Source organism: Gemmatimonadaceae bacterium, assembly GCA_036273715.1.
Classification (GTDB): domain Bacteria; phylum Gemmatimonadota; class Gemmatimonadetes; order Gemmatimonadales; family Gemmatimonadaceae; genus JADGGM01.
In genome coordinates, this window is record DASUHB010000050.1 from 40,182 (window position 1) to 56,074 (window position 15,893).

At 65.6% G+C, this 15,893-nt stretch carries 13 protein-coding genes; 8 read left to right on the forward strand and 5 right to left on the reverse strand.

The window, feature by feature from the left end:
• Positions 1-42 precede the first annotated feature (42 nt).
• Positions 43-930, reverse strand: a complete 888-nt coding sequence (locus tag VFW04_11055; GenBank protein ID HEX5179862.1) for a hypothetical protein — start codon at positions 928-930, stop codon at positions 43-45.
• 370 nt (positions 931-1,300) lie between these two features.
• Here VFW04_11055 and VFW04_11060 point away from each other — a divergent pair, with 370 nt between their 5' ends.
• The gene (locus VFW04_11060; GenBank protein HEX5179863.1) at positions 1,301-2,137 is read left to right on the forward strand and encodes a hypothetical protein; all 837 of its coding nucleotides are present in this window, start codon (positions 1,301-1,303) and stop codon (positions 2,135-2,137) included.
• 33 nt (positions 2,138-2,170) lie between these two features.
• Here the strand turns inward: VFW04_11060 and VFW04_11065 are convergent, their stop codons facing one another.
• The 3 genes from VFW04_11065 to VFW04_11075 form a co-directional block, all read right to left on the reverse strand.
• Positions 2,171-2,440 (reverse strand): Lrp/AsnC ligand binding domain-containing protein, encoded by a 270-nt coding sequence (locus VFW04_11065; GenBank protein HEX5179864.1) that lies wholly within the window; start codon positions 2,438-2,440, stop codon positions 2,171-2,173.
• Positions 2,437-2,940 (reverse strand): hypothetical protein, encoded by a 504-nt coding sequence (locus tag VFW04_11070; protein ID HEX5179865.1) that lies wholly within the window; start codon positions 2,938-2,940, stop codon positions 2,437-2,439. The genes VFW04_11065 and VFW04_11070 overlap by 4 nt, the downstream gene beginning before the upstream one ends.
• Before the next feature lie 129 nt (positions 2,941-3,069).
• A complete protein-coding gene (locus VFW04_11075; GenBank protein ID HEX5179866.1) occupies positions 3,070-4,281 on the reverse strand; it encodes a pyridoxal phosphate-dependent aminotransferase in 1,212 nt (403 codons plus the stop codon).
• A gap of 138 nt (positions 4,282-4,419) precedes the next feature.
• On the opposite strand from VFW04_11075, the gene VFW04_11080 reads away from it, so the two are divergent.
• From VFW04_11080 to gcvH, 5 genes are all read left to right on the forward strand, one after another.
• Entirely contained in the window at positions 4,420-6,036 is a 1,617-nt protein-coding gene (locus VFW04_11080; protein ID HEX5179867.1) for a DEAD/DEAH box helicase, read from the forward strand.
• Positions 6,033-6,656, forward strand: a complete 624-nt coding sequence (locus tag VFW04_11085; GenBank protein ID HEX5179868.1) for a thymidine kinase — start codon at positions 6,033-6,035, stop codon at positions 6,654-6,656. The genes VFW04_11080 and VFW04_11085 overlap by 4 nt, the downstream gene beginning before the upstream one ends.
• A gap of 111 nt (positions 6,657-6,767) precedes the next feature.
• Positions 6,768-7,865, forward strand: coding sequence for a hypothetical protein (locus VFW04_11090; protein HEX5179869.1), 1,098 nt, complete (start codon positions 6,768-6,770; stop codon positions 7,863-7,865).
• The gene (coaE, locus tag VFW04_11095; protein ID HEX5179870.1) at positions 7,862-8,485 is read left to right on the forward strand and encodes a dephospho-CoA kinase; all 624 of its coding nucleotides are present in this window, start codon (positions 7,862-7,864) and stop codon (positions 8,483-8,485) included. The genes VFW04_11090 and coaE overlap by 4 nt, the downstream gene beginning before the upstream one ends.
• Positions 8,486-9,358: 873 nt before the next feature.
• The gene (gene gcvH / locus VFW04_11100; protein HEX5179871.1) at positions 9,359-9,748 is read left to right on the forward strand and encodes a glycine cleavage system protein GcvH; all 390 of its coding nucleotides are present in this window, start codon (positions 9,359-9,361) and stop codon (positions 9,746-9,748) included.
• A 65-nt stretch (positions 9,749-9,813) separates the two neighbouring features.
• Here the strand turns inward: gcvH and gcvP are convergent, their stop codons facing one another.
• Entirely contained in the window at positions 9,814-12,711 is a 2,898-nt protein-coding gene (gene gcvP, locus VFW04_11105; protein ID HEX5179872.1) for an aminomethyl-transferring glycine dehydrogenase, read from the reverse strand.
• 470 nt (positions 12,712-13,181) lie between these two features.
• On the opposite strand from gcvP, the gene VFW04_11110 reads away from it, so the two are divergent.
• Together VFW04_11110 and VFW04_11115 are read left to right on the forward strand one after the other, a co-directional pair.
• Positions 13,182-14,864, forward strand: coding sequence for a peptide ABC transporter substrate-binding protein (locus tag VFW04_11110; protein ID HEX5179873.1), 1,683 nt, complete (start codon positions 13,182-13,184; stop codon positions 14,862-14,864).
• Between the two features lie 56 nt (positions 14,865-14,920).
• Positions 14,921-15,892, forward strand: coding sequence for an ABC transporter permease (locus VFW04_11115; protein HEX5179874.1), 972 nt, complete (start codon positions 14,921-14,923; stop codon positions 15,890-15,892).
• The last annotated feature ends 1 nt before the right edge of the window (position 15,893 follow it).

Here is a 15,893-nt window from a genome sequence, read left to right on the forward strand (position 1 = left end):
AGCTACCGCTACAGCAGAGAGGGGACTAGCCGAGGTGCGTGCTCAGTGCACGCTCGCGGTGTGCATGTGCTGTGTGATATCGGTCTGCATTCGCACGGGGGTGGCGCTCGCTCCTGCGGCGGGGACCAGCGTGGACACGAGACCAATCGTCGCGCGGGCGTCGATCCACCAGCCGCGCCGTCGGTCGACGCACAGCACGCCCTTCACTTTACCCGAAGAGCTGACGCGGAGACCATTCGAGCGCGGTCGAGCGCCGGGGTCGCGTGTGATGGTGCCTTCCATAGACACGAACGCGAGTGTGCCGTCGCTCGAGAGCGAATCGAGGCGGTAGGTGGCGCGCAGCACGGCGGCGTAGCCCTTGGAGTCACCGACGACGGGGAGTGACGTCTGGCGCTGCCAGGTTTGATTCACGCTCACTGGGCGATCGGGCAGCGTGGCCGGCATGCCTGAGACGACTGCGCGGATGTCGGCGGAGAGTTGCGGTGGCACTTCGAGTACCGCTGCTGAGCCATCGGGAGCGATGTGCAGCCGCACGCGTTGGCCTTCCATTGCGCGTCGAATTTCTTCGGGCTCCGCGGGTTGCCCGTCGGATATGAGTGAGACGGAATCCGTGATGGTGGTGATGGTAGTGCCGGTCTCGTCGCTGCCCTGGACTAACACCCGTGACAGGAGGAGCAGCGACGTGTGCATGGTCATCGTGGTGTCCGCGCCGTGGATGTGGACGGTGCCTTTCATCGACACGTCCTGCTCGAATCGGGTGTACAGGGTGTCGCCGACCTTGGGTTTGATGCGGAGCACGATGTTGGACGTTTGGCCGCGTGCGACGCCGGGTGTGAGGGCGCACGCGAGCCCGAGCGCAACGATTCGGAGGCGCGCGGTGGCCTGCCCAACTGATGGAACACGCGGCCAGCCGCGCCTCGCAAAGGACATGTAAAGACCTGTTGATGACAGGCGATAGGTACACCGTTGGACGCTGGTTTGCTCCGTGTGCCTTCGCGGCGCCGCCCTACGAAGCGCCGCGGCGCCATCGGTTGCATTGCGCCTCGGCTCCGCGTCCATCTGCATAGCCGGTGGCTGGTCGTGCGCCGGCACTTCCAGATAGCTACTGCGTCTGCACAACCGAGACCCGCGCGCCCAACCGCGGGATTCCCGCCCAGTGAACAACTCCATCGTGTGTGTGGTGAGACAACTGGCTCGGATCGCGACTGTCGGTCTGGTCGTGTCGGCTTGCTCCAAGGCGCATGCATCCCGGCGCTCTGGCGCCGCGCGGCACAGCACGCCGTCGGGTCCCGAGCTGGATGTGCGTTCGCATCCCGACCTCTTATTCGAGGTGTTCGGCGACGCGACGGATCCGCGCATCATTCCCATCGCGGCGATCAGAAGCGGCCAGTTACAGCAGATCGTGCTCGATTCGGTCGGCTGGCATCAATTAGATGCGGAGTATCTGCGGAGCTCGAAGTCGTACTCCTTGTATGAGGATGGTCGCGCGACGGGGACGGTCGACATACGTCGGGGAATGTGGGAGAAGGACGATGCGCTGTACTCGCTGCCTGGGTGTCAGTTGTTGACGCCGATGGCTGCGGTGCGCATGACCGGTCAGGGATCGAAGTCGACGTTCACGGTAGAATATCTCGCATCGAGTGCCGCGCTTGGCCACGCTCGGGCCGTGAAGGCGATGCCGAGTGCGGATGTGGAGCGTATAGCGCGAGCGATTGGGGAGCAGGTTGCCCAAACGGTTGGCATCTCGAAGGTGACGCTCGATTCCCTCGACTTTCGCGCGGTAGCGTTCCCGAGTGGGAACGGTCCGTGGCCGACGATCGTGGCGGCGTTCATCGATCCGGCGGCTGAGAATCCTGCGTCGACGCAGGAGACGACGACGCATCTCATCTTGATCGCGGACCGCGATTCGAACGCAACCGAGTATCATCCGACGTACACGCATCGCGTGCAGGGTCCGTTGGCGTCCTCGAGTTTCCGCCGTTACTTCGACCATCTCGATGTCAACGGCGATGGTGTTGACGAGATCTTCCTCGAAGGCTGGATGTTCGGCGGTGATACGTTCCTGTCCGTGCTTTCGTGGAAAGATGGGAAGTGGGACGAGACGTATCGGACGCGCACCAAGTGGTGCCTGGATTGATCTAACGGCCGAGTGTTTCCGGCCGTTTTGCTGTCACTCTCCGAACGCGCTTTCCACATCTCTTTTCGAGTACGCGCGGAACGCGGTGAGCGTCTGTGTGCGATCGATGCCGGGGACCTTTGCGAATTCCTCGGTCACGACCTGCGCGATGCGTTCGTATTCTGGGACGCGGACGATGGCGACGAGGTCCCACTCGCCCGAAACCGAATAGACCTCGGAGACCCCGTCGATTCCCGCCAATCGTGTGGCGCAGTGTGGGATCTCTTTGGGATCGCACTTGATGAGCACGATCGTGGTGATCATTCGTCGCCGGGGAATGGTGGTACGTTGAGCAGCCAGATGCCGCGGATGGTGTCGTTGTCGTCGAGATCGACCAGGATATCGCGCGCGATGCACACGGTGCGTGCGAGGCGGCCGGCGCCGAGTCTGAAGTGGATGGTTTGTTCGGACTGATCGGATTCGGCGATCAGTGTCGTGTCCATCTGCATCATTGCGACGCCGCCTTTGGATCCAGCGGATGGAACAAGCAACCGGCCGCGGGATGTGTCGGCGGGCACGCGCAGCGACGATAGCTTCTTCACGTCGGGCCACACCGCGACTTCGACGCCGTGGATTCGACCGCCGCGCACATCGAGGATGACCCACGAGCCATCGGATCCGGCGAGCTCGACGGAGCCTGAGGCGCCGTGAGCGAACGTTGAATCTGCGAGACTCGCGGTCAGAATCGCGGTGTCCGTATCCCAGCGATACTCGACGGCCGAGGGAATGTCGGTGGCTGGTTCGATCTGCACGGTGACGTTCACTCGGGCCTCCTGCGCAGGCGTTAGCGACGGCCCGCTTATGCTTCACCGAATTGCTGCGGAGGGCGCGTCTCTCGCGCTAAGATATCGTCTCCTCGCGCCGTGACTAGAGGATCATTCGATTGCGAGTCGTTATGAAATCATTTCGCGGAAGGCCGAGACGGTGCGTTGCACGCCTGTGACCACTTGGTCGAGTGGCGCGGCGTAGGAGAGGCGCACCCAGTCGGGCGTGTAGAATGCCGTGCCGGGGACGACTGCGACGTCGTGATGTTCGAGCAGGTGCTGTGCGAAGGCGCTGCCTGCGCCTGTGCGTGAGTCACCGCGCGTCGCGCTGACATCGAGGTACAGGTAGAATGCGCCGTCGGGCGGAATGACGCCGATGCCCGGCTCGCCGGCGAGCATGGCGAGCGCTGCATCGCGGCGTCGCTCGAACTCGCCGACCATGTGCGCAATGGTTTCGTCGGCCCGGGCGCGATCGGAGAGCGCCGCGAGGGCGGCGTGCTGTGAGACCGCCGCTGCGTTAGACGTGGTGTGCGACTGTAGTGCGCCCATCGCTTGGGCGACGGGTCGGGGAGCGATGGCCCAGCCGATTCGCCATCCGGTCATTGCGTATGCTTTGGCGACGCCGTCGACGAGGACGACTCGGTCTCGCGCGCCCGCCACTTCGAGGATGGACGTTGCGACACCGGCGTACGCGATGCGCCGATAGATTTCGTCGCTAATGACCCACCAGCCGCGTTCATCGGCGAGGGCGAGGATGGATTCGAGCTCAGCGCGATCGTACACGGCGCCGGTCGGATTGCACGGGGAGTTGAGCATGACTCCCTTGGTTGCCGGTGTTGCCGCTTGGGCGAGGGATTCCGCGTTCACTTTGAGGCCGTTGTCCGGGTCGCCCATGACCGGCACTGCGTCTGCGCGTGCGAGCGTGACCATTTCGTAGTAGCTCGTCCAGCTTGGCGTGGGGATGAGCACTTCGTCGCCGGGTCCGAACAGTACGAAGCACGCGTTGAACAGTGATTGCTTGGAGCCGGTTGAGACGACGATATCACCAGGCGTCACACGATCGTCACCGCGATAGTCGGCGTTGGCTTGCGCGGCGATAGCTTCGCGCAGGGGCAAGATTCCTTCGGTGGCTGTGTAGTGGGTGGCGCCGGCATCTATGGCTCGCTGCGCTGCTCGACGAATGAATTCGGGCGTGTCGAAATCCGGTTCGCCGGCGCCCAGGTCGATGACGCGGCGTCCTGCCGCGCGCAGCGCTTTCGCGCGAGCGGAGACGGCGATGGTGGCGGATTCTTTGAGCTGGGCGATGTTCGGCGACGGCACGAACGCGCGGCGAACGGTCATCTCGGGCACTGCGACTTCCTGTGTTGGAGGGCGGATGGCTCGTCTGCTATACTTTAGTTGCGTCGCACTCGTGACGCCATTGAAAATTCGAGGAGCGACGTCTTGGAGCATGGGAACGCGGAACCGGCGCGCGAGCGAGTGAATGTCTCGCGCAATCAGAATGTCATGTACGTGCTGCCGGGCGATTCGGCGGCCATTGGCGAGTTCATGGGCCCGGTGCTCGAGCAGATTGGTGCTCTCGAGACAGCGGATCAGGTGATACGTGGGCCGCGCGCCGTTGTGATTACGTCCGACGGCGAGAGTGCGGTGGCGATTGGCCGGGCCATCCTGGAATCGGGTGCAGATGTGGACGCCCCGCGCGCCGTGGTCGCGACGAGTGCGGCGCGAGCGGCGCGATTGCTTGCGGCGCGACAGGCGCCAATTGTGGTTGGCCCGAGCGATCAGCTGTTGGGGTTGGTGAGGCGTGCGGCGCTCAAGCTCGACGATGTGCGGGCGGTGGTGATTGCGTGGGCTGATCTTCTGGTGGACTTGGGTGGAACGCCGGCGCTCGAGGCGCTCATGGGCGAGATGCCGAAGGATTCGGCGCGCACGGTGGTGGCGACGCGGGTCACGCCGGAGGTCGAAGCGCTGGTCGAGCGTTATGCTCGTCGTCCGCGCCGGGTGGCAGCGGTGGAGATGTCCGAGGCGCCGGTATCGCTCGCGGTCCGGTACGTGGTGACGGGTCGGGGCGCCGATGTGCGCGGCGTTGCGCTGCGCGGCGTACTGGATGCACTCGATGCACCGAGCGCGGCGATTTTCATCCGATCTGCGGAGAGTGCGCGCGAGGTGCGGGACGTGCTGCGCACCTTGGGCTACGGCGAGGACGACGCGGTGCGGGTGGTGCGGGAGGCGCCGTCATCGGCGGCGCTCGTAGTTTTATACGATCTGCCGCCGTCCCGGTCGGAGTTGGAGGCGCTTGCTGCATCGGCGCCGAACCAGGTGGTGGCGATGGTGGAGCCGCGGCAGTTGCCGGCGCTGGTATCGCTGGCCGGCGGCGCGCAGTTGTCGCCATTTTCGCTCGATGTGTCGATTGTGGCGGCGCGGTCGAGCGACGAGCGGGTGCGGGACGAGCTGCGGGCGGTGCTGGCGGCGGGGCTGCCGGTGCGGGAGCTCCTGGCGATCGAGCCATTGTTCGGCGACTTCGATGCCGCGTCGGTGGCGGCGGCGGCGCTGGTGGTGCTGGAGCGCGAGCGGCGTCGTCCGCCGGCCGTGCCCAACGCTGCGCCCAACCTGGCGCCTAACGCTGTGCCCAACGCCGTTCCTAACGCAGCGCCGGGCAGCGAGGCGCCGACGCGGCGGAGCGCCCCGACCGGCGGCCCGGCGCGCGTCTTCATCAACGTCGGCGAACGCGACGGCGTGTCGGCCCGGGATCTCGTCGGCGCGATCGCCAACGAGTCGGGTCTGGCCGGATCGCGCATCGGCCGCATCGAAATCCGGGAGAACCACTCGATCGTCGAGCTGGATGCCGCCGACGCCGCACGCGCGATCGAAGCGCTGGCCGGCGTCAACATCCGCGGTCGCCGCGTGAACGCGCGACTCGACCGCGAGCGCCCGCCGCGCGACGGCGCGGCGCGCGGCGAACGGCGCGACCGGGGGGAACGCCGCGAACGTCCGGCACGAGGCGCAGCCGGCGGCTCCGTTGGGCGTCCCCGCGGCAGTTTCCCGCGACGCCCCGGCACGCGCGATCGCGGACCCTCGCGACGCCGCGACGAGTGAGCGACCTGGGCGCTCTTCCCGGACAGATGCGCTCGGGATGGATCGAAGTCATCGCGGGCGTGATGTTCAGCGGCAAGAGCGAAGAGCTCATTCGGCGCGTGCGTCGCGCGATCATCGCCAGGAAGAAAGTGCAAGTGTTCAAGTCGCACCTGGATGATCGATACAACGGCGCGCTCACTGTGGTCAGTCACGACGGCCGGAGTGTCGACGCGGAGCCCGTCGATGCATCCCTGCAGATCGCGCAGCGCATCAGTCCGCTCGTCGATGTCGTTGCGATCGATGAAGCGCAGTTTCTCGATGCGGGTATCGTCGAGCTCGCAACCGTGCTCGCCGCGCGCGGCATTCGCGTCATAGTCGCCGGTACCGACACGGATTTCCGCGGCGAACCATTTGGCGCCATGCCGCAGCTCATGGCGGTTGCCGAGGTCGTCGACAAACTGCACGCGATCTGCGTTATCTGCGGCGGAGCAGCGAGTCGAAATCAGCGACTCCTGGGGGGCAAACCGGCCCGCTACGATTCGCCCACCATCATGGTCGGCGGACACGAGTCGTACGAGGCGCGCTGCAGACACTGTCATCAGGTTCCCCGTCGCGACGAAGAACAGGTGCCGCTGCTGTAGCTGCGCGAACGTTAGAACACTCATACGTTCTGGTTGCGGCCGGTTGACAGCGAGACGCGACCTGCCCTACCTTGGCCGCTCGTCTCGACCTATGACCAACACACGCTCGACATGAACCGAATCGCCCGATCCGGGGTGGCCGCCGTGGCGCTGCTCGCGTCCGCATGCATGAAAGACGCACCCGTGGAGCCGCATGCCGGCAGCGTCTCGCTGAGCGTCCAATTCCAGAACGGCACGCCCGGCGAAGCGATCCGTGTGTCGATCGCATCGTTCGTCTCGGACTCGGAGGAAGCGCTCGACTCGCTGTTCAACGGCACGTTCCCTGTCACGTCGGCAACGCAGAATCTCACGGTTCAGTTCGATCTGTCATCGTGCATCAATCGATTCCCACCCGATGATCTGGGACCGTTCTGCGAGATCGAAGTCAGCCTCGAGTTGCTGAACAACGGCGCGGTGCAGGACCAGCAGTTCCTTGGCACCATGGTGGTTCGGCCCGGTCAGGTCGTCGCTGCCCAACCAGTCGTGCTCACCGCGGGTAATAATTCACCGGTGATCACGACACTCGACACCGCACGCGTCGTCGAGTCGAGACTGATTCGCTACCATCTGATCGGGAGCGACCGCGATGGCGATCTCACATCGCTCGAGGCAACGGATTTCGTGAACGGCAATCCGGACATGGAGTCGCCGTACACGTTCTTCCCGCCGCTGGCGACGGTCGACGGAATCTTCTATGCGTTTCAGACGACATTCGCCGGCGCGAACGAGATCGCAGTGAGTTTGTCCGACTCGAAGTTCAACTCGAGCGCGCTGGACTCGGTGCCGGCGCTTGGCCCGAACGGCGACGTGTTCCTCGACAGTTTGAGTGTCGACACCACCGCCGATTCGATTCTGGTCAACGTGAATCCACAGGTGGATAGTCTCGAGCTCGTCTTCCTCAACGAGACATCGTCCGGGGAGACATGGGCGTTCACCTGCGGCAGTGCCGGACCGCCGGGTTTGACGACGGCGCACTTCGCGTGCAAGAGGCCGGCTGCATTCAGCAGCACGATGGTTGTCGCGGTGCCGGTAGACTTCGTCGGCAATCCGGGGAACGGTGTTCGGTGCTCCGTGCCGACGGCGTCGTGTGTTCCGCTGCCGGCAGCTGATCGGCGCACGTCGGCGCCGCACATTCAGGCGACGAGGACGCGTCCGAGGGTGCATCGATGATGCTCATCGGTCTCACCGGGAACATCGCGAGCGGCAAGTCGTCGGTCGCGAAACTGTTTGCCGCGCGTGGTGCGACGGTGATTGACGCGGATGTTCTGGCGCGTCGCGCAGTCGAACCGGGCACGTCTGCATTGCGCTCGATCGTTGCGCGGTGGGGGACGGGCGTGTTGTCGCCCGACGGCTCGCTGGATCGCGCGGCGCTGCGTCACGTGGTATTCGACCGGCCCGACGAGCTCGAGGCGCTCAATGCGATCGTGCATCCCGAAGTTGGGCGACTGCGCGACGTGGAAATCGCGGCCGCCGCGGCGCGCGGCGATCGCGTGGTGGTGTGCGACATTCCGCTGCTGTTCGAGCGCCGCCTCGCGGAATCGTTCGCGCGCATCATCCTGGTCGACGCACCGCGTCCCATTCGACTGGAGCGGCTCATGCGCGATCGTGCGTTGTCGCACGAAGAAGCGGTGCAGATGATTGCTGCGCAGATGCCGGCCGAGCTCAAGCGGGCGCGCGCGGACTTCGTGATCGAGAATGCGGGGACGCGCGAACAGTTGGCCGAGCGTGTGGGCGAAGTGTGGGAGGAGATCGCGCGTGACCCGAGCGCTCAGGAGACCGCTCTGGCCTGATCGCCAACGGCGCGTTGGAGCCAGCGTTGCCGCGGCGACCTCATCAGATTGCGTTAGCGGCGATCGCGCCCGGGAATGGACATCGTACGCGTATGCCTAACTGAGGTAGGCGTAACGAAGCAACAAGCCGACGCACCGCTGCCAGTTGCGCTCCCCAACCAGCCGTTGGAATCGGTCAGCCGCGCGGAACGCTCGGCTGCAGCGCACACACATGCTGCGCGACACCCAAAACGGCGCTCTCGTTCACCAACTAGGCGCGCGGCTCGACCGACCGCCTGTCAACGCGTTGGTCGTGTGCAGCCAAGCGGTCCGTGCGGTGTCCATCGTGTCCGTGCCTTGTCCGCGTCTTCATGAGCGTAGATGCCGGCTTTGGCTCGGCAGACCGCGCGCTCTACGGGACTCGAATCAGTCGGCCACATCGGTCGTCGGTGGACGGCCCAACGGAAGCATCTACGCTCATGAAGACGCGGACAAAGCACGGACACGACGGGCAGAGCAACAAGAAAAAGACTCCTGTTATCCAGCTAGACGTGCCGATCGATCGGTCCCTTTCGAGCCCGCGGATATCCGCGGCGACTGACGGCGCCCATCCCGTTAGCCATGCCTGGACGTTTGATAACCGAAGCGCCGCAGCGGAGCATCGGCGAGGACATCGCGACGTCACCTCACACTGTCTCCACGAGTGTGACGCTCATAACGCTGCATCGCAGACCATGGTAGCAACCCTGCGTACGAACAGTGAGGCGAGCCGAACCGGGCGCGCTATGCCAGTGGAAACAGAGCGGCATGCCCGTCTCGGATGGAGCACCGTGCTTGACGCCTTCCGGCCTCGCCGGTAGACTTCGCGCGACTTCAGCTTTGGGCAGCGCGCTCGTGTCGAACATTCCAAACGACCTGCTCTATACCGAAGAACACGAATTCGTGAAGAAGCTCGCCGACTCCGATGTCGTGCAGATCGGGATCACCGACTATGCGCAGGGTGAGTTGGGCGACGTGGTGTACGTCGAGCTGCCCAAGGTCGGCGAATCGTTCGGCCGGATGGATGTCTTCGGCACGATCGAAGCGGTGAAAGCCGTTTCGGAGTTGTTCTCCCCGCTTGCCGGCACGGTCGAAGCAGTGAATGCGCGGCTCGACAAGGAACCGGCGCTGGTGAACACCGATCCCTACGGTGAAGGCTGGATGATTCGGCTGCGCGTGAAGGATGCGGGCGAGCAAGACCAGCTGCTCGGTCCCGAAGAATACAAGAAGCACATCGGCGAATAAGCGGGAGCCGATGCGCACGGGCCCACGGCTGAGCCGCGGGCCCGTGGTGTTTCCGCGTTAGATCGCTACGCCGTTTCCGAGGCGTACTCCTCGATCGGCGGGCACGAACACACGAGATTCCGGTCCCCGAACGCGCTCTCCACGCGCCCAACGGACGGCCAGAACTTCCACTCCCGGGTCCACGGCGCCGGGAACGCCGCCTGCTCGCGCGTGTACGGCCGCGACCAATCCGACGACAATACCCGCTCGAGCGTGTGGGGCGCGTTCTTGAGCGGGTTGTCCGCGCGATCCGCCCGGCCCTCTTCGATGTCGCGAATCTCTTCACGAATCGAGATGAGCGCATCACAGAAGCGATCCAACTCCTCCTTGGATTCGCTCTCGGTCGGCTCGATCATGAGCGTACCTGCGACAGGGAACGAGACCGTGGGCGCATGGAAGCCGTAGTCCATAAGCCGCTTGGCGATGTCTTCCACGTCCACCCCAGCGCTCTGCTTGAATGCGCGCGGATCGATGATGCACTCGTGTGCGACGGTGCCATGGCTGCCGCGATAGAGCACCGGATAATATTCGTCGAGACGCTTGGCGATGTAGTTGGCGTTGAGGATCGCGACCTTCGACGCCCGCGTTAGCCCTTCGCCGCCCATCAGCTCGATGTACATGTACGAGATCGGCAGGATGCTCGCGCTGCCCCACGGCGCCGCCGACACCGGGCCGATCGCTTCGGTGCCGCCGACGCGCACGAGCGGATGGCCCGGGAGGAACGGCGCGAGATGCGCGGCGCACGCGATGGGCCCCATGCCGGGACCGCCGCCGCCGTGCGGGATGCAGAAGGTCTTGTGCAGGTTCAGGTGGCAGACATCAGCGCCGATGTCGGCGGGCCGGCACAGGCCGACCATGGCGTTCATGTTCGCGCCGTCCATATAGACCTGCCCGCCGTTCGTGTGCACGATCTGGCAGAGGTCGCGAATGCCTTCCTCGAACACGCCGTGCGTGGACGGATACGTCACCATGAGCGCGGCGAGGCGCGGCGCATTGGCGGCCGCTTTCTCCCGGAGGTCGGCGAGATCGATGTTGCCGCGCTCGTCGGTCCGCACGACCACGACCGACATGCCGGCCATCACCGCGCTCGCCGGGTTGGTGCCGTGCGCCGACTGCGGGATGAGGCACACGTCGCGGTGCCCGTCGCCGCGCGATTCGTGGTAGGCGCGGATGACGAGCAGGCCCGCGTACTCGCCCTGCGACCCAGCGTTAGGCTGCAGCGACACGGCCGGGAATCCGGTGATCTCCGCCAACGCGTGCTCCAGCCGCTCGAACAGCACCGAGTAGCCGTCGGTCTGCTCGCGGGGGGCGAACGGGTGCAGCCGGTTGATCTCGCGCCACGAGATCGGCAGCATCTCGGCGGTCGCGTTAAGCTTCATGGTGCACGAGCCTAACGGAATCATCGAATGGGTGAGCGACAGGTCGCGCGACTCGAGCTTGCGCATGTAGCGCAGCATCTCGGTTTCCGAGTGGTACTTGTTGAACACCGGATGCGTGAGGTACGCCGTGGTGCGCGCGAAGCGTTCGTCGAACCGGTCATCCACGCTCTCGGCGACGTCGGATGCGGTGAACTCCGGCCGCAGGCCGCAGTTGAATACGGCGAAGAGATCGTTCACGTCCTCGAGGAGGGTGCTCTCGCCGATGGCGACGCCCACGGTGTGCTCGTCGATCACGCGCATGTTGAGCTGCTTGGCGCGCGCCTCGCGCAGCACGTCGGCGAGGCGGTGGTCGCGCAACTCGACGCAGACCGTGTCGAAGAACACGTCGTGCCGGACGCCGTAGCCCAGACGCCGCAACCCTTCGGCGACCGTCTCGGCGAAGCGGTGGGCGCGTGCCGCGATGCGCTCGAGACCCGCCGGCCCGTGCCACACCGCGTACATGCTGGCCATCACCGCGAGCAGCACCTGCGCGGTGCAGACGTTGCTCGTCGCCTTCTCGCGGCGGATGTGCTGCTCGCGGGTCTGCAGCGCCATGCGCAGCGCCGGCCGGCCCTCGCTGTCGCGCGAGACGCCGATGATGCGGCCCGGAATCTGGCGCTTGAACTCGTCGCGCGTCGCGAAGTACGCCGCGTGCGGTCCGCCAAAGCCTAACGGAACGCCGAACCGCTGCGTACACCCGACGGCCACGTCTGCGCCCCAGTCGCCCGGCGGCGCCAGCAGTGTGAGCGCGAGCGGATCGGCGGCGGCGGTGAGCAGCCCGCCTGCCGCGTGGACGCGCTCGGCGAACGCGTGGTAGTCGACCACCGCGCCGTCCGCGGTCGGATACTGCACCAGCGCGCCGAACACGTCGCTGCCTAACGTCGCCGTGCGGTGGTTCCCCACGATGACGGTGATCCCGCGCGCCCGCGCCCGCGTGCGCACCACTTCGATCGTCTGCGGAAAACACTCCTCGGACACGACGTACGTGTTCTTGCCCGCCGCTCCCTTGATCGCATGCGACATCATCATCGCCTCGGCCGCCGCCGTTGCCTCGTCGAGCAGCGACGCATTGGCGATCGGCAGACCGGTAAGGTCGATGATCATCGTTTGATAGTTGAGCAGCGCCTCGAGCCGGCCTTGCGCCACTTCGGCCTGGTACGGCGTGTAGGCCGTGTACCAGGCCGGGTTCTCGAGGATGTTGCGCTGGATCACCGGCGGCACCAGACAGCTGTAGTAGCCCAGTCCGATGAACGATCGAAAGACGTGATTGCGCGACGCCACCGAGCGGAATCCTCGGAGCGCCGCCGTCTCGCTCTTGCCCTCGCCTAACGCCAGCGGCCGGCGCAGGCGGATCGCCTCCGGCACTGTCGCGTCCATCAAGTCATCGAGCGACTCGTAGCCCAGGACCTCGAGCATGGCGCGGACGTCGTCGTCCGTCGGTCCGATGTGGCGAGGGATGAAGCTGTCGGCATCGGTCAGCGATACCGGTGCGATCGTCGTGGTCATGAATGCCTCGGCGCCTGCGGGCGCTCGGTCGTGTCGGTCACGTGAATAGGGCGCGGGTCACCGTCGGCCCGCGTCGCAGCACCCAAATCTGGCATACCGTCAGGGGAAATTCCATCTCGCCCGTTCGGCGACCCGGGCAGCCTCGTCGTATCTCGCTGCTCTTTGTTGTTTTTCAACAAACAACGAAGTGATGCTCACCAGGCTCGATGGACCCAGCGCGGAGCAGCCGAGCGATCCGGGCCGTTCTCCGTTCGATCCGGCTGCACAACTTTTCCTTGCCCCACCGGCGTCTTGTCCCCATTGTTGCCACCGTGTCATGAGGCGGGTGTACGGCTGGGCTCGCCGGGCCGCCTCGACGTCGTCAGAAGGAGGGCGAAAGCGAATCATCTCCTTGAACTGATCGTCTTTCCGTTGCCGCGCGCCCCTGGGCGCCGATGCGGAATCCTCCCTCTCTCGCCCGATCCCCATTCATGCGAACGCCCCACGCTGCCTCGTCCCTGCTTCCTCTGATCGCGGTCCTCGCGTGCCAGCGTGGCGATCGGGCGCGGACCGGGAACAGCGAATACGGCGGCACCATGGTGATCGCGGTGGGCATCGATGCCGACGCGCTCATGCCGCCGATCACGGTCAACGCGACGAGCTACGAGGTGGACGGTCTGGTCTTCGAGAACCTCGCGAAGCCAGGACCAACGTTAGACCCGATCGGCGACAAAGGCTGGACGGGCGAGCTCGCCGACTCGTGGCAATGGGGCCGCGATTCGACCACGCTCGGATTCCACATCGACTCCGCCGCTCGTTGGCACGACGGCGTACCCGTTCGCTCGAGCGACGTGAAGTTCACGTTCCAACTCTATACGAATCCGAAGACCGGCTCGTTCGTCGCGCCGCTGCTCGCCAACATCGACTCCGTGAGCACACCGGATTCCTCGATCGCCGTGTTCTGGTTCAAGAAGCGCTATCCGGGACAGTTCTACGATGCCGCCTACCAGATGCGCATCCTGCCCAGGCACGCGCTGGCCGGAACGGATCCGTCGCAGCTCCAGTCCGCGTCGTTTTCGCGCCATCCGATCGGCAGCGGTCCATACGAGTTCGTGAACTGGGTGCCGCGCCAGACGATCGAGCTGCGCGCCGACAGCTCGTACCACCGCGGTCGGCCGCGTCTCGAGCGGCTCATCTGGAGTGTCGCGCCCGAGTACAGCGCGACCGTCGTGCGCCTCATGTCGGGCGACGCGGACTTCCTGGAGTTCGTCCAACCGCCCGACATCCCGCGGGTCGGCCGCACGCCTAACGTCAAGCTGGTGCCGTACCCATCCATGGCGTACGGCTATCTGCTGTTCAACGAGCGCGACCCGGACGATCGATCGCGGCCCAACGCGCTCTTCTCGGATCGGTCGCTGCGGCGGGCGCTGACGATGGCGATCGATCGGCGCAGCATCGCCAGGAGCGTGTTCGATTCGTTAGGCACGGTGGCGTATGGTCCCTACACGCGCGCGCTGCCCTACTTCGACAGCACCGTGGCCGAGCTGCCCTACAGCCCGGACAGCGCCCGCCGCATTTTCGACGCGCTCGGCTGGCGACCCGGGGCGAATGGCATTCGGACCAGGAACGGCGTGCCGCTCCGGTTCAGCATGCTCGTCCCGACGTCGAGCGCCGTGCGGATGCAGACGGCGGTGCTGCTCCAGGCGATGTTTCACGATGTCGGGGTGCGCGCCGACATCGAGACCGTGGACATCGGCACCTTCCGCCAGCGCAGCGAGTCGCGTCAATTCCAAACGTTGATCGAGGCCATGCAGTCAGACGGCAATCCGAGCTCGATCGTGCAGGGCTGGAGCGTCGCTGCCGCAAAGGCCAAGGATGGCGGCAACGCCGGATCGTACGAGAATCCGCAGTTCGACGCGCTGGTCGACACGGCGATTGCCCAATTCGATGAAACGCGCGCCAAGGCGTATTTTTTTCGCGCGTACAGCATGCTCAACGAGGACGCGCCGGCGATCTGGCTCTGGGAGCCGGCGACGGTGGCCGCGGTGCAGAAACGCATTCACCCGGTGGACATGCGCGCCGACGAGTGGTTTGCTAACATCTCGCAATGGTACATCCCATCCGACGAGCGAATCGCGCGCGACCAGGTCCGTCTCGCGGAAGCCCAACGCTAGCGCTGCGCAGGTCGCGGTGAGCCGCGTCCGGCGGCGCGCGCGCGCCGGACGCTGACGTGCTTCGGCTGCTGCTGCGACGCGCCGGCCACGGCGTCCTGATCGTCTGGCTCGTCGCGACCGCTACCTTCTTTCTGCTGCACCTGGCGCCGGGCGATCCGATCGCGGCATCGCTCGACAGCCCCCTCACACCGCCCGCCGTTCGCGCGCACTACCGGCATCTCTACGGCCTCGATCAGCCGTTGTCGGCGCAGTACGGACACTGGCTGGTGATGGTGGCGCACGGCGATTTCGGCTTCTCGTTCCCGCACCGGCGTCCGGTGAGCGCAGTGATCGGATCGGCCCTGCCCAACACGCTGCTGCTCATGGGCGTCGCACTCGTGCTCGCGTTCGCGGCCGGCATTGCGTTAGGCCTGATCCAGGCGCGCCACCGCGGGCGACCGCTGGATTGGGGGCTGGGCATCGGATCGCTCTTCTTCTATTCGATGCCGGATTTCTGGCTCGCCCTCATGCTGCTCTTCCTCTTCGCCTTCGTGTGGCGCGTGTTTCCCGTGACCGGCATGTTCGACCCGATCATGTATCCGTACTACGGATTCTGGCAGCGTATCGGGGACCGCCTCTGGCACCTCGTGCTGCCGGCGTCGACGCTCGCGCTCCTGAGCGCCGCCGCGATCGCCCGCTTTCAGCGCGCGGCGCTGCTCGACGTCGCCGGCGAAGACTTCGTCCTAACGGCGCGCGCCAAAGGTGTGAGCGAACGACGCGTGCTCCTGCACCACATCCTGCGCAATGCGCTCCTCCCCGTGATCACGCTGTTCGGCCTCGCGCTGCCCGTCCTGCTCGGCGGATCGGTGTTCGTGGAGAAAATTTTCTCATGGCCCGGGATGGGGCTACTTACGGTGGAGGCGATCGGGACGCGCGACTATCCGCTGCTCACGGCGGCCGTCGTCATCGCCAGCGTGCTCGTGATCGCCGGCAGTGTCATTGCCGACGCGCTGTACGCGATCGTGGACCCCCGAGTTCGTCTCGAGTAGC

Bases quoted from the DNA above. Each gene is read 5' to 3' on its own strand.
- VFW04_11055 (HEX5179862.1), bottom strand. From the start codon at position 930: ATGTCCTTTGCGAGGCGCGGCTGGCCGCGTGTTCCATCAGTTGGGCAG.
- VFW04_11065 (HEX5179864.1), bottom strand. From the start codon at position 2,440: ATGATCACCACGATCGTGCTCATCAAGTGCGATCCCAAAGAGATCCCA.
- VFW04_11075 (HEX5179866.1), bottom strand. From the start codon at position 4,281: ATGACCGTTCGCCGCGCGTTCGTGCCGTCGCCGAACATCGCCCAGCTC.
- VFW04_11090 (HEX5179869.1), top strand. From the start codon at position 6,768: ATGAACCGAATCGCCCGATCCGGGGTGGCCGCCGTGGCGCTGCTCGCG.
- coaE (HEX5179870.1), top strand. From the start codon at position 7,862: ATGATGCTCATCGGTCTCACCGGGAACATCGCGAGCGGCAAGTCGTCG.
- gcvP (HEX5179872.1), bottom strand. From the start codon at position 12,711: ATGACCACGACGATCGCACCGGTATCGCTGACCGATGCCGACAGCTTC.
- VFW04_11110 (HEX5179873.1), top strand. From the start codon at position 13,182: ATGCGAACGCCCCACGCTGCCTCGTCCCTGCTTCCTCTGATCGCGGTC.